This window comes from Bacillus sp. AFS031507 (genome assembly GCF_002584635.1).
Taxonomy (GTDB): domain Bacteria; phylum Bacillota; class Bacilli; order Bacillales; family Cytobacillaceae; genus Neobacillus.
In genome coordinates this window covers 212871-227188 of record NZ_NUOW01000012.1, presented here as the reverse complement: position 1 = coordinate 227188, position 14318 = coordinate 212871, and the positions used below count along the sequence as shown (strand labels likewise).

General features: G+C 36.5%; 14 protein-coding genes. 4 read left to right on the top strand and 10 right to left on the bottom strand.

Annotation, left to right across the window (positions count from 1 at the left end):
* Positions 1 to 92: 92 nt before the first annotated feature.
* A complete protein-coding gene (locus tag COE25_RS12400) occupies positions 93 to 932 on the bottom strand; it encodes a Rossmann-fold NAD(P)-binding domain-containing protein (protein WP_098932864.1) in 840 nt (279 codons plus the stop codon).
* An 84-nt stretch (positions 933 to 1016) separates the two neighbouring features.
* Entirely contained in the window at positions 1017 to 1739 is a 723-nt protein-coding gene (locus COE25_RS12395; protein ID WP_098932863.1) for a lipase family protein, read from the bottom strand.
* Between the two features lie 242 nt (positions 1740 to 1981).
* Here COE25_RS12395 and COE25_RS12390 point away from each other — a divergent pair, with 242 nt between their 5' ends.
* Complete coding sequence (locus COE25_RS12390) at positions 1982 to 2167, top strand: YjzD family protein (protein ID WP_088086058.1); 186 nt, start codon at positions 1982 to 1984, stop codon at positions 2165 to 2167.
* A gap of 47 nt (positions 2168 to 2214) precedes the next feature.
* Here the strand turns inward: COE25_RS12390 and clpB are convergent, their stop codons facing one another.
* Both clpB and COE25_RS12380 read right to left on the bottom strand, forming a co-directional pair.
* The gene (clpB, locus tag COE25_RS12385) at positions 2215 to 4809 is read right to left on the bottom strand and encodes an ATP-dependent chaperone ClpB (protein ID WP_098932862.1); all 2595 of its coding nucleotides are present in this window, start codon (positions 4807 to 4809) and stop codon (positions 2215 to 2217) included.
* Positions 4810 to 4976: 167 nt separating this feature from the next.
* The gene (locus COE25_RS12380) at positions 4977 to 5156 is read right to left on the bottom strand and encodes a YjzC family protein (protein WP_088086056.1); all 180 of its coding nucleotides are present in this window, start codon (positions 5154 to 5156) and stop codon (positions 4977 to 4979) included.
* 279 nt (positions 5157 to 5435) lie between these two features.
* On the opposite strand from COE25_RS12380, the gene COE25_RS12375 reads away from it, so the two are divergent.
* Positions 5436 to 6128, top strand: coding sequence for a Crp/Fnr family transcriptional regulator (locus COE25_RS12375; RefSeq protein WP_098932861.1), 693 nt, complete (start codon positions 5436 to 5438; stop codon positions 6126 to 6128).
* A 146-nt stretch (positions 6129 to 6274) separates the two neighbouring features.
* Here COE25_RS12375 and COE25_RS12370 read toward each other — a convergent pair whose 3' ends face one another.
* From COE25_RS12370 to COE25_RS12360, 3 genes are all read right to left on the bottom strand, one after another.
* The gene (locus COE25_RS12370; RefSeq protein ID WP_373605351.1) at positions 6275 to 7006 is read right to left on the bottom strand and encodes a YwiC-like family protein; all 732 of its coding nucleotides are present in this window, start codon (positions 7004 to 7006) and stop codon (positions 6275 to 6277) included.
* A gap of 323 nt (positions 7007 to 7329) precedes the next feature.
* Positions 7330 to 7878 (bottom strand): molybdopterin-guanine dinucleotide biosynthesis protein B, encoded by a 549-nt coding sequence (mobB, locus tag COE25_RS12365; protein ID WP_098932859.1) that lies wholly within the window; start codon positions 7876 to 7878, stop codon positions 7330 to 7332.
* Positions 7866 to 9131 carry a molybdopterin molybdotransferase MoeA gene (locus tag COE25_RS12360; RefSeq protein ID WP_098932858.1) on the bottom strand — a complete coding sequence of 422 codons (1266 nt, stop codon included), beginning with the start codon at positions 9129 to 9131 and terminating at the stop codon, positions 7866 to 7868. The genes mobB and COE25_RS12360 overlap by 13 nt, the downstream gene beginning before the upstream one ends.
* A 240-nt stretch (positions 9132 to 9371) precedes the next feature.
* Here COE25_RS12360 and ric point away from each other — a divergent pair, with 240 nt between their 5' ends.
* Positions 9372 to 10067 (top strand): iron-sulfur cluster repair di-iron protein, encoded by a 696-nt coding sequence (ric, locus tag COE25_RS12355; protein WP_098932857.1) that lies wholly within the window; start codon positions 9372 to 9374, stop codon positions 10065 to 10067.
* Between the two features lie 280 nt (positions 10068 to 10347).
* Here ric and moaA read toward each other — a convergent pair whose 3' ends face one another.
* On the bottom strand, positions 10348 to 11364 hold the full coding sequence (moaA, locus tag COE25_RS12350; protein WP_088086051.1) for a GTP 3',8-cyclase MoaA: 1017 nt from the start codon (positions 11362 to 11364) through the stop codon (positions 10348 to 10350).
* 359 nt (positions 11365 to 11723) lie between these two features.
* Here moaA and COE25_RS12345 point away from each other — a divergent pair, with 359 nt between their 5' ends.
* Entirely contained in the window at positions 11724 to 12422 is a 699-nt protein-coding gene (locus COE25_RS12345; protein ID WP_098932856.1) for a Crp/Fnr family transcriptional regulator, read from the top strand.
* Between the two features lie 84 nt (positions 12423 to 12506).
* On the opposite strand, the gene COE25_RS12340 is transcribed toward COE25_RS12345, so the two are convergent.
* Together COE25_RS12340 and COE25_RS12335 are read right to left on the bottom strand one after the other, a co-directional pair.
* The gene (locus COE25_RS12340; protein WP_088086049.1) at positions 12507 to 13628 is read right to left on the bottom strand and encodes a TIGR04053 family radical SAM/SPASM domain-containing protein; all 1122 of its coding nucleotides are present in this window, start codon (positions 13626 to 13628) and stop codon (positions 12507 to 12509) included.
* A gap of 210 nt (positions 13629 to 13838) precedes the next feature.
* Positions 13839 to 14147: a metal-sulfur cluster assembly factor gene (locus tag COE25_RS12335; protein ID WP_088086048.1), complete on the bottom strand. Its 309-nt coding sequence runs from the start codon at positions 14145 to 14147 to the stop codon at positions 13839 to 13841.
* Positions 14148 to 14318: the final 171 nt, after the last annotated feature.

The following is a 14318-nucleotide window of genomic DNA, read 5'->3' as shown; positions in this document are numbered from 1 at the left end:
AATGAAAAGACAATTTTAACACCACAACACATCTGGATCTTTTTTTTATGGTCATATATTTCATGATTCTTTCAAACAGTATGCCAAGTGCCTTATAAACGATTATCATACAATCGCTTCACATGTTCCATTTGTGCCAGGATAGAAGCTGAAATTGGGGTAACCTTTCTTACTGTTACTTTTAATACTGGAAGATCATCTTGTATTGATGATAAGTTACTTAACCGAGCCTGACTTTCATCGATTTTTAGGTAAGAAGCACATCTGATCCATTGGTCATCACTTCCACTTTCAATCAAATAACTGCCAGGTTTTGCTTTCTCTATGATTTCTAAGATTGATTCTATGGCATCATCAACAAAAATGACATCGTTTGTCCATTCCCGTTCTTCATGAGTTATATCTGTCTTTTTAAATTTGGAAACAATAGCTTGTTGAAACAAAAAAGCTAACGGCTGCCATGGACCATAAATAGCAGGTAAATACAATATCTGTGTATTCTTTACTAATCCGTTTATCTTACTTAGGAATCCCTCAATTTCTTTTCCCCTAAATGTTCTGGTAAGCATTTGAATTGGAAGAATAAAAACGATATTCGCATTTTTGTTATTGTCCTCTATATACTGAATTATCGGCTTTGTTACCTCTTCATTTTGTAAAATTTGTTCCTTTTTAAGCATAAATAAATCATATATCGAAAATATAAGCCTTGTATTACTTATGTCTTCTCTAGGACTATTCTCCAAATCGAATAACGATTTTTCCAGAAAGTTTGCATTTCGACCAACTTCAAGTCTTTTTTCATCAAGAAAATCTATATTATCAAACTCATCTATATGAACGCCAATGACCTCTATTCCCTTATTCAGCAGGTTTTTGCCAACATGAAAACCAACAAAGTCAAACATCCCAAATATAATTGCCTTGTCCATAAATTATTCCTCCCCATACTTACCTTAATGAATCCTATGCGTATCGCTAAGGAATTATTTCTTTTTGGGGAGGACCAGCCTAGCCTAGAGGATCGTTTCATGTTTGTTGAAAAACTTTAACATCATTTGGCCAAGCTGTTGTTTTTTTTCAGGAAGAATGAAAGTAGGGTTTATTTCTGAATTACTGATTATTTGAGGATACACTTTAGATTGGTTATACGATTTCCCCCCTGACAGGACATGAATAATTTTAACTGGACATCCAAATTGAAGATTTATTTTATCATCCATACTAAAAATATGGTTTTCGAGTACTTGTTGGTCCATTTGATGCGCTGCTACTAATTCCCTCATTAACTTTTTATAAAAGAATTTATGTTCCTTTTCTTGTTCAAGATAGCTTTTCAAGGAAATAATGGGGTTGAGCAGAATAATTGACCGTATCCGCCCTTTCATTTTCTCCATTAAACTTGTGGCAACCAGTGCCCCCATACCTTCGGCTAAGATATGGATTTTGTTATTAAGTATTTCACTTCTTATCACATGCTGGTATAACCTCTCGGCAAGCTCAACTGCATTATTGCTCCCCCAGTTTCGCCCATATAGATTTGAGGAAAAAATGGTATACCCTTTTTCTTTGAGCTGGTTAACAATGGCTAACCTTCCTTCATTTTGTGTCCAAAAGCATTTACTTTCATCGACAAAATGTCTTTCATCTCCAATTATTAAGATCCCAAATCCGGTAGGCTTTTCAGGGTAGTGAATAATATTCCATTGGGTATCCATCTGAAAATTACGATTCTCCATAGATAAATCTCCTTTTACATATTTCCTCACAGTATTGTATGCCGTCTTATTAAAGATGAAAGGGGGGTTAGCCTATTTTTATTAAGCTCATCTGGAAAATCAGTGGCCCCCCATTAAAAAATGGAAAATGCTCGGAAAAGCCTGAATGGTATTACTTACCACTGGTGTAAGTTTCACTTTATCATTTCAGAATCATATGATAATATAAATTAAGATGTAAAATAGGTTAGAGGTGAAAAATAGTGCGATTTTTTTGGACCTTTTTCTGGTCATTTCTTTTAGTGCAAATGCTTACATATGTAGTAAGTGCAATGACTGCAGGTGCTAAATATGAATTTATGCCTGCTGCTATTGCTTCAGTTGGGGTAACGATTTTGATTTACATTGCTGCTGCAATAATTCCTAACGAGCCTGCGACAAAACATTAAGAAAAAGGTCATCCTATCAAATGGATGACCTTTTTTTCTATAGGAATTTAATAAACCGATAAAGTAATTTGACCGTCGTTAATATTTATTTCCACTCTTGACTGATCATGTAACTTGCCAGCGATTATTTCACGGGCTAGCTTGGTTTCAATGTTTCTTTGAATAAATCGTTTTAAAGGCCTTGCCCCATAAATTGGATCAAATCCATTTACGGCAATGAATTCTTTTGCTTCCTCATTAATGATTATATCAATTTGTTGATGCTTTAACCGATCTTGAAGTTCTTTCATCATTTTGACAACGATATTCTTAATTTCGTCCAATGATAGCGGCTTAAAGAGGATCGTTTCATCAATTCGATTTAAAAACTCAGGACGGAAATGTCCCCGTAATTGACTCATCACTTTCTCCCTTACCGCTTCAGAGATTTCAACCTCGGTTTCACTTCGTTCTAGTAAAAAATGTGAGCCAATATTAGAAGTCATAATAATAACTGTATTTTTAAAGTCAACGACACGCCCTTTTGAGTCAGTAATTCTTCCGTCATCAAGCGCTTGTAAGAGAATGTTAAATACCTCAGGATGAGCTTTTTCAATTTCATCCATTAAAACAACAGAATATGGTCTTCTCCTTACTGCTTCCGTCAACTGTCCTCCTTCTTCATAGCCAATATAGCCTGGAGGGGCTCCAATTAGGCGGGAAACAGCATGCTTCTCCATATATTCAGACATATCGATACGTATAATATGTTCCTCACTGTCGAATAAAGACTCGGCCAATGCTTTCGCAAGCTCCGTTTTCCCAACACCTGTCGGGCCTAAAAATAAAAACGATCCAATTGGTCGCTTAGGATCCTTAATTCCAGCACGAGCCCTGAGTACTGCATCTGCCACCAAATTTACTGCCTCATTCTGACCGATGACTCTTTCGTGTAGGATGGATTCCAATTTTAACAGCTTTTCTCTCTCCCCTTCTACTAGTTTAGAAAGAGGTATTCCTGTCCATCTTGATACGATATTGGAGATTTCTTCTCCAGTCACTTCTTCACGAAGTATACGTTCGTCCTTAGCAGTTGCCCTTTCGAGTTCCTTTAGCTCTTTTTCTGCTAACGGAATTTGACCGTGGCGAAGCTCTGCCGCTCGGTTTAAATCGTATTTATCTTCAGCTTGTTGCAGCTCCCTGCGAAGTTTTTCCAGTTGTTCCCTTTTCTCCTGCAATTTCTGTATACTTTGTTTCTCTTGAAGCCATTTTGCCTTCATTTCATTGGCTGTTTCTTTTAAATCAGCTAGTTCTTTTAGGAGAGCCTCCAGCCTCAACTTGCTTCCGTCATCAACCTCTTTACTTAAGGCAGCTTCTTCAATTTCCAATTGCATTACCCTGCGTGTTACTTCATCTAATTCGGTAGGCATTGAATCTATTTCAGTACGTATTAAAGCACAAGCCTCATCGACTAGATCAATTGCTTTATCAGGCAAAAAACGATCGGTGATATAACGATCAGATAATGTGGCGGCAGCAACCAAGGCATGGTCATGAATTTTAACACCGTGATGCACTTCATATCGTTCTTTTAGCCCTCTTAAGATTGAAATGGTATCTTCAACGTTTGGTTCTTGGACCAGTACCTGCTGAAATCTACGTTCAAGCGCTGGATCCTTTTCGATATATTTTCGGTGCTCATCTAGAGTAGTTGCTCCAATACAATGAAGTTCACCACGGGCAAGCATTGGTTTTAACATATTGCCTGCATCCATCGCGCCTTCCGTCTTACCGGCTCCTACTATCGTGTGAATTTCATCAATAAATAACAATATTCGTCCTTCACTTTTTTTGATTTCATTTAGGACTGCTTTCAATCTTTCTTCAAACTCACCTCTAAATTTGGCTCCAGCAATTAACGCACTCATATCCAATGAGAAAATTGTTTTATCCTTAAGTCCTTCCGGTACATCCTTCCTAACTATCCTTTGTGCCAACCCTTCCACAATAGCGGTTTTCCCTACACCAGGTTCACCGATTAAAACAGGATTATTCTTTGTTTTCCTTGATAATATCCGAATTACATTGCGGATTTCAGAATCACGGCCAATAACTGGATCCATTTTTCCTTCTTTAACCTCAGCAACAAGATCCCGTCCATATTTTTTTAGTGCTTCGTATCCTGCTTCTGGATTTTGTGATGTCACTCTTTGGTTCCCCCTAATTTCTTTAATTGCTTGCAAAACTTTGTCTGGTTGAATTCCAACGTTTTGTAAAAGCCTTCGCATTTCTGAATCCTTCGCGTATACTGCAGCTAACAGAATATGTTCAACTGATAAATACTCATCAGAAAACTTTTTGGCAAACTCCTCGGCACTGACAAAAAGTTTTTGCAGCTTGGCTGTGATATAAAGTTTTCCTTGTTCAACCCCACTTCCTGTAACCTCTGGTTTTTTAGCAAGAGCCTCATTAAGGTTCTTTCTAATTTTTTCGGGAGGGATACCTGACTTTTCTAATATAGAAGAAATGAGACTATCTTCTTGGTCCATTAAACATAAAAACAAATGGGGTTCATCAATCTCTTGATGATTTTTTTTGATAGCCAGCGACTGAGCATCCATTAGCCCCTTTTGTAACCTTTCAGTCATTCGATTCATGTCCATTTTTTACCACACCCTCTTTGACCAATTCTGACCTTTTCTTTTATTATAAAACTTCCTATATAAAAAGTAAATTTTTGCAAAGAAGAATATCGGCAAAAATTGCCTACTGACGCCTAGGTTCAGGCAAAAGAAAAAGCCACCCCATGGATGACCTTTTCCTTATTTATTCATGGTTTCCGCTGATATGTCCAAACACGTTCATCATTTGAAGTCTCAGGAAATGCATCTCCTGCTTTTAGCCTTATTTTTTTGGGATTATTAACATTGCTTCCAGTATCTCCAACTTCAATATAAACACCATTATTTGGGGCTTTACTCCCTGACTTAAACTGACGATTTTGGCCCATTCTTTTCCCTCCTTTGCTTCACATTCCTTATTATTACCCTTTAACGGGTTGTCATTATTGGAATTTCTTGCAAATTATCTTATGAGTCGACATTATTTCCTAAGAAATACGTAAAGATTAAACAAATTTTTGACGATTGTATGAACTTATCGCACATTTGTTGCTAATTATTCTTTGTTAACAATATAATTATAGTATTATCTAGCAAATTTAACCTTGACTGTCATTTTTTAAAATCAAATGAGCATTGAATTCGTACCTTTAAAGGTGGTTATGAGTATGCAGTCAGTAAAAGAAATGCCGGTAACACTGTCCCATCTTTTAGATACCGTTCACCATATAAAAAAAGTTGAAAAAGGTACCTTTTTATTTCAAGAAGGATCTGTAGCCGATGAATTGTATATTGTTCAAAGTGGCATACTTCAAATCAGCAAGATCATCCCTGATGGAAGAGAACTTACGTTAAGAATGTGCTCGCGTGGTGATTTTGTTGGTGAATTAAACTTATTTTCCCCTTCTTCAAGATATTTATTAAGTGCACGTGTTGTCGAGAGTGGTGAAGTAGCCGTTATTATGAAAGACACGCTTGAAGAAAAACTCTCACAAAATCTGGCACTCTCATTTGAATTCATAAAGTGGATGAGTCAGCAATATCGAAAAACACAAACCAAGTTTCGTGATTTGGTTCTTCATGGAAAAAAAGGGGCTCTTTATTCCACACTTATTCGAATTACCAATAGTTATGGAATTAAAACCAATAAAGGAATATTAATTGAATTACCACTAACCAATCAAGAGTTAGCCAATTTTTGTGGTACATCAAGAGAAGTAGTAAATCGCTTGTTGAGTGATTTACGTAAGGCCGGTATCCTGTCAATAGATAAAGGAACAATTACTATTCATGATTTAGAGTATTTAAAACGAGAAATTGATTGTGAAGATTGTCCAACCGAAATCTGTAAAGTTGATTAGAATTGCTGCTGGCAAACAACTTAAAATAAAGCAAAAAAAATCGGTCATATCGACCGATTTTTTTATTTTAATGGCTATGTTAAAGCTCATTGCTGATTTTGGCACATGTTGATTGGAGCGGAAATCAGCCAAGTGTAACATAGCTCTTATTTTAATAAGATTATTTGAATCGCCATGATCGTAAAGAATATAGCTGAATTTATTATTTCGTAAATGCCAATTTGTTTTGGCGATAGTGGTTTCCCATAAAATATAATAGCTCTCAGAAGACTTGGGATAAATGCTATTGCAACGATCCAAAAGCCAACTCCGAACCACACTGCCACTAAAAGAAAATGGGAAATCCATGAAATCCATTTAAATTGGGTATTCTTCTTCTCCCTAATCATTGTTTTGACATAAAAAGTACAGCCCACAAAAAACAGGACCGAAGTTACAAAGGCGAAAACAAGTGTCTCTATGTTCATAACACCGTGTCCTAAATAACTGCTTGCTAATCCAGCAATTGAAAAGGCAAAAATAGCAGAGATGTCATTCATAGAAGCACGGTCTTGATTTTTGGAAGTAAAGTAAGCATTTATTATAAAAAACGGAATCATTAGTAGACCAAAATAAAAAATCGTTGGTCTTTCCAAAAGAGGAATAAGTAAAAGTAATAGGGATGGAATCATATATACAAGTGTCCATTTAGTATAAAACTGAAGTTTTTTCTTTTTAAATAAAAGAAGCATCGGATAGGTCGCCAAGTATAATAGGAGCCATCCAAAGAAAAATGGGACATGCTTCCACATAAACCCTCCTTCAATGACACCAAGCCAAAAAGGGATGATTAGCATTGCCCATGCACCATGTTGTTTCGGTAAAAATAACTTCATCATTTTCACTCCTCTTCCTTGACTAACCTAAATATAAGCCAGCTAAGCGGAAAAATAAGTGAAACACATCACATAATTACAGTAAAAAGAAGGACTCCGCCTTCTTTTTGTGACAAATTTGTTTAGGTTAAAATGGAAGTACATCAAATCTATATCATCTACTAGGTAACTTCAATCTTCTCTAGGTCGGTTATCTGATGAGTGATTGCTGTATTTCCATTAAAGACCCATAATTCTATTTTAACAAACATTATATCCCCTAATTTGTATTGTAGAGTATATCCATATTTCAAGCTGTGATAAAAGTAACAGATTTGACAATTTTATTAACTTTTTTGATCAATATTATGAACATGCTCCTGAAGTACTTGCGCAGTCCAGATTAATGCACCTTCATCGTTGATATGAAAGCTGGGCACTTTGATTCTTGATGTGATTTGCTCCTGCATTTCTTCCTTCCAATATACAATAGCAGAAACATTACTTACGGTATCTAACAAAGAAAGGTCCCTTTCATCTCTTAATAGCAGTAACTTCGGGAAAGACTTTAACTTATAACCTTCGATTAATATTACATCTGGATGAAAGAATTTCATTAACTCGATCTGATCTTCTAGTGATGGATAGAAATTGTCAGCCTGTAACATTAAACTTCCATCTCCTTCAACAATCGAGGCAAGTGCACCTGCATTTAGATGTTTTTCTGTATCTTTCTGCGGCAGGGCTGCAAGCCTGCCTCCATGACCATGATGCTTAATCGTAACTGTTTTAAGTCCTTTTTTTACTAAGTCTTCGATTAGTTTGGCTGTTATCGTGGTTTTACCACTATTTTGATAACCAACCACCTGAAAGACGACAGGCTTTACCACGGCCACAAACTGCCAACCTGGTCTTCAAGCAGGAGGACGTCCACTTCACTTCCGGCTGTAAAGCCTCTAGTTCCGCCTGGAAGAATCATCAACGAATTTGCTCCAGAAAGGCTCATAATAATGTTAGACTTGTCAAGTCCACTCGGTGTTGCCTTTAGTCTTCCCGCATCTATAAACGTAGAACTTCGGACAAACCTTGTAAATGGATTGGCTTTAGGAAAATCGACTTCTAAAAGTGCTTGCTCTTTACGAAGGTGAGGTTTTTCTGAAAAAAGCATCCTACGGATAATTGGGCGGGCAAACAATTCAAAGCCTACATAACAAGCCGAAGGATTACCCGAAAGCCCAAAGAGAAGCTTCCCATTGTGCTGTGCAACCGTCGTCACACTTCCAGGCCGCATGGCAACTTTATTAAAGAAAACCTCTGCCCCAAGCTTTTCATAAATAGCAGGCAGATAATCAAAATCCCCAACTGAAACCCCACCGGTGGTAATTAATAAGTCTACTTCATTTATTGCTTTTTGGACTGCTTCAAAGCAAGTGTCAAATTCATCAGGAAGCTTTCCAAAATAGTGAACAATGCCTCCCGCTCTTTCAATTTGGGCTGCAATCATATGTGAATTACTATTACGAATTTTTCCTGGAACCAAGGCTTCATTTACTTCTAAAAGCTCTGTCCCTGTTGCAAACAAACCAACACGTGGCTTTTTCGCAACGGACACTCGTTCATATCCAAATGTTGCAAGCATGGCTTGAATTCCAGGATTTATCAATGTTCCTTTTTTCACCAAAACTTCACCCTGCTTGGCATCTTCACCACTGAACGAAACGTTATCACCCTTTTTAAAGCTGCGTTTAATGGACATATATGGGATTCCATTCTTTTCGTAGGCCTTAGCCACCTCAAACATAACGACAGCATCTGTTCCTACTGGCATCATTGCGCCAGTCATAATCCTAACAGCTTGGTGCTCTCCTATTACTTTAGTAGAAACCATTCCTGCGCCGATGTGATCGACCACTTCAAATTCAACTACATTGGATAGCGAAGCCTCACGTGTATCGATTGACCTAACAGCAAAGCCATCATACGGTGCACGGTCAAAATGGGGCACATCGCTAGTTGCGATCAAATCCTTCGATAAAAAGCGGCCAAAGCTTTCATTTATCGAAACTTGTTCGGTCACACCAAGTAATTGATATTCCATTATGCTTTTGACCGCTTCTCCAATTGGTATCGGTCTTCTTCTTTCGAACAAAATAATCAGCTCCTGCCTTAAACAAATATCTATCCATTGTGATATGTACTAATAGTCATCGACTAATCAACATTATAAGCTTATTAAAAACTAACTAACATATCAAATGTCACAATATAAAAGAATCTTGCCAAAAAATATAAAATCATAGGGAATGTGTGATTCAGGTCACCTAGTTTTTTTCTATTTTACATTATGATTAGGTTAGATTTAATCTTGGACTTTGGGAGGAAATTAAAGATGAGTTTCACAATTACACCTAATTCATTAGTTAAAGATATTGTTAACGAATTACCTAAAACAAGTGATGTTTTTAAAAAGAACCGAATCGATTTTTGCTGCGGTGGTAATATCCCATTAACAGAAGCAGTTGCTCAAAATAAGCTTAACCTTGATAGTTTGTTAGATGAATTAAAAGAAGTTTTTGAAAAATACGAAAACACCGAGAAAGATGTTGAAGTTTGGACTAATTCTGATTCAACTACAATTATTGATCATGTTATTTCAAACTACCATCGTGTATCTGAAGAGGAACTAACTATGCTAAGTCCCTATGTAACGAAGGTTTCACGTGTCCATGGAGATAACCATCCAGAGTTACTAAAGGTTTACGAACTCTTCTATGAATTCAAAAAAGAATTGATGGATCATATGGCGAAAGAGGAAGCTGTTGTATTCCCATTAATTAAGCAGCTCGCAGATGGAACCGTGGAGAATCGTGAAGAAGCAATTGCAATGATTGTTGAATTAGAAAAAGAACATGACCATGCCGGTGAAATTTTAAGAGAGATCCGTGCAGTAACTTCTGACTACACTCTACCTCTGGATGCATGCGGTACGTACCGATTAGTATATGCACGCTTAGAAGCGTTAGAAGGATTAACCTTTATGCATGTGCATCTTGAAAACAACATCCTATTTCCTAGGTATCTTTAATAAAATCAACAGTCCGCTTTTCTTAAAGCGGGCTGTTTCTTTGTAGAACAAAAGGCGCAAGCGCCCGTTTAGCTGCGTATGGACTGGAGCGCTCCAACTGGAGATAAAGGAAACACGGAGAGCGTTAGCGCATTCGTGCTTGACTTATCGTAGGGCGGAGAGCGAAGTACACTAGCAGCTAGGCGCTGGAGCTGGATTCAGAGAACTATTTCAAGTTATCCACAATAAATAATTTTATAATTTTCTATCCAACAAAAAAACTCTCTTCATGGAAGAGAGTTTAACCACCAATATAGGACATTTCTATTTTTTTACGGTTTTTGTGCGTTTCGGCTGTTCGTTCGTCTGAATATCTGTCATCTCTTCCATTCCAAATGGCGCTCACCCGCTCACGGATTTCTTCATCAGAGGCACCGTTTCTCATAAAATTACGGATATCATGCCCATTCCCATTAAATAAACAAGTAAAAATCTGACCATTCGCTGAAAGTCGAGAACGAGTGCAACTTGAACAAAACGATTCCGAAACAGACGTGATAAATCCTACATTCACATCTTTATCTTTATAACGGTACACCTTCGCCACTTCTCCGTAGTAGGCTGGGTCAACAGGTTCAAGATCAAATTGTTCTTTTAACAAATAATAAATCTGTTTTTTTGTAATAACATCATCCATTTTCCAGCCGTTCGTGGAGCCAACATCCATGAATTCTATATAGCGAAGCTCCAGACTGTTCTCCTTGCAGTACTTTGCCATTGGAATAATTTCAGTATCATTCAAACCTTTTTTGACAACCATATTTATTTTGACCCCAAGACCTGCCTGTTTCGCTGCTTCAATGCCTTCCAAAACTGGCCCAGTTCCAACCCCACGCCCGTTAATTTGGCCAAACAATTCATCGTTTAAGGTATCAAGGCTGACATTTACTCTTTTGAGTCCTGCTTCCTTTAAATCTTTGGCAAATTTCGGCAGGAGCACACCATTCGTCGTTAATCCGATATCAAGTAAGCCCTCAATAGCTGACAGCTTCTTAACAAGAATGGGCATATCTCTTCGAAGAAGAGGTTCTCCTCCAGTTAGGCGAATTTTTTCCACACCCAAATTAACAAAAATTTTCGCTATTCGTTCGATCTCTTCATAGGATAGCAAAGCACTTTTAGGAAGAAACTCAAAATCAGGACCAAATTGATCTGCTGGCATACAGTATTGGCAACGGAAATTACATCGATCAATTACAGAAATTCTTAAGTCATGCAATGGTCTATTTAATTTATCTTTAATAATGGTTTTTTCCATCCATATCAACTCCATTATTTTTGGAACCTAATGATATTCAGTGTACCAGTCTTTAGATAAAAAAACTGTTACTTTATTCACTATAACAATACTTTTTAATTCAATTCTTATCTTAGCAGAAGTTTTACAATCTATAAATAACTGTTTTGGAAAAAATTTTCTTCTACAGATTAATCATTTAAACGATAATTCAAATAGAAAATAAATAAACATGATTAATTTCATATGAGTTTTCACTATATTGTCATTGTTTACTTCTTCTTATTGATTCCTTATGAGATAAAATGGTACTAACAAACTAAACATTGATCACTTTGGAAAATAGATGGTTGTTAATATGACACATTGAGGTGAAGCTGATGACAGCAATAATGAAACCAACTCATTCAATTGAAATAAAAGAATTGCTTAAATTTGCAGACCGGAAATTTAAAAGTGAAAAAGGAAGCTTTTTATTTCAAGAAGGAATGCTTGCGGAAGAACTTTACATTATCATTTCCGGCAAAATTCAAATCAGTAAAATTACTTCAGATGGCCGTGAACTTTCATTAAGAATTTGTGGAGAAAATGATATATGCGGGGAATTAACCCTATTTACTGATAATCCCAGATATTTATTAAGTGCAATGGTTCTTGAAGAAGGAGAAATAGTAGCAATAAAAAAGGATATAATCGAAAGTGAAATTTTCCAAAACAGTAAGCTTGCTTTTGAATTTATGAAATGGATGAGTGATCATTTCCGGAAAACACAAACAAAATTTCGCGACCTCGTTTTAAATGGAAAACGAGGTGCCCTTTTCTCAACTCTTATCCGTATGTCGAATAGCTATGGTATTCAAAAAGATAATGAAATCTTAATAGATCTGCCGTTAACCAACCAAGAACTTGCCAACTTCTGCGGTACATCACGTGAGAGTACAAACCGTATACTTAGTGAACTAAAGAAAGATAAAATCATTTCAGTTAAAAAAGGAAAGATCTCAATATTGGATTTACAATACTTAAAAAATGAAATCGACTGTGAAAATTGTTCTGCCGTTTATTGCAATATCGAATAGGATGGCCTTTACTTATTTGCAGTTATCTTTATACGCAAGGCTGTCTCACTATAATGAGGCAGCCTTTTTTTTCGGTTTTAATTACTATACTTGCTTTTCTCTTAATAATTTAGGAATATAAACGCAGAATGGCTCGCTTTCTAGATAATCTCCAGTCATTGCATAAGCTCTAGACCTTGATCCCCCGCAAACATGACGGAATTCACAGACACCACATTTCCCTTTAAAAAGATCTGGATTTCTTAATGATTGGAAAATTGGTGATTCACGATAAATTTCAGCTAATGGCGTTTCCCGGATATTACCCGCTTTAACGGGTAATAGTCCGCTTGGATATACATCGCCAATATGGGAGATGAAAACAAAACCATTACCATCATTAACACCTTTTGGTGCTCGTCCTAAACCATCGATAGAGCCTGTTAATCCTTTTTCTGTTAATGCGCTTAAATACTCAATCTCATCTGTTGTTTCCTTCGCTTCGCGCATTTTTTGTTGAATCACAACACGTCTATAGTGCATGGCTTCTGTTGTTTTGATATCAAAAGACACGCGCTTACTTAAATCATATAGCCATCTGAATACTTTTTCATGTTGAACTGGAGAAATCATATCTGATTGTTGACCTCTTCCTGTTGGCACTAGGAAAAAGACACTCCATAACACACATTCTAAATCTTCAACCATTTTTGCCATTTCATCAAGGTAGTCAATATTGTAACGGGAAATCACCGTATTAATCTGAATGGGTAATCCAACTTCATGCAAATATTTTATTTTTTCCATGGTAAGGTCAAATGATCCAGCTGTTCCCCTAAAATGGTCATGAATCTCAGCCCTAGGACCATCAATACTAAATGCCCAGCGAGCAAGACCAACTTCTTTTGCTTTTTCAATTGCTTCTTTTGTTACATTTGGTGTCGCGCTTGGGGTCATTGATACCCGTACGCCTTTTTCAACTGCATATTTCGCAATATCAAAAACATCTTCTCTCATCAGCGGGTCTCCGCCAGTAAAAACAAGCATCGGATTGTTCATTTCATATATTTGATCAATTAGATTTTTTCCTTCTTCAAATGATAGTTCACGTGGATCCCTTTTATACTGTGCATCGGCACGGCAGTGCAGACACTTTAATTGACAAGCTCTAGTGAGTTCCCATATTACTATAAAAGGGTCTTTATTAAAATCTCGGCTAATAGCCATATGAAACGCCTCCTAATAACGGCTATTCAAATCCAACAGCCTTATTAATCTGTATTATAAAGGTGTTTATATTTGAAAAAAGTGAACTATCTCACATTCTGTATGCTAGATATGTCTGAAACGTGAAGAAAAATACAAAAACAGCAGAAAATCTGCTGTTTCTAAAAAATACGCTTATTTTACTGAGAGTTCAAAAGCCTCTAATTAAGCTTAGCGAATTCCTAATGCGATTTTCGCATAACGTGACATCATTTCTTTATTCCATGGAGGATTAAAAACAATATTTACTTCTACTTCTTTGATCTCCGGAATGTCGGCCAATGCCCGTTTAACCTGGTCAACAATTGTTCCAGCAAGTGGGCAGCCCATTGAAGTTAACGTCATGGTAATCGTTACGTTTCCTTCTTCATCCATTTCAGCATTATATACTAATCCTAAATTAACAATATCTACCCCTAGTTCAGGGTCAATTACTAGTTCTAAGGCACCCATGATATTTTCTTTTAGTTCTTCATTCATGTTTTATCCACTCCTTCATTATCTTGTCCCACTCTATTATAGCAAATGATTAAGTATGCTAAGATTGAGACTTAGTTAAAAAAAGTATATAGTTTTTTTATATCTTTTGGTGTGAATTTTTTTACAGTTTAGATATAAAATTGTTAACATAGTAAATATAGGAATAAGAAA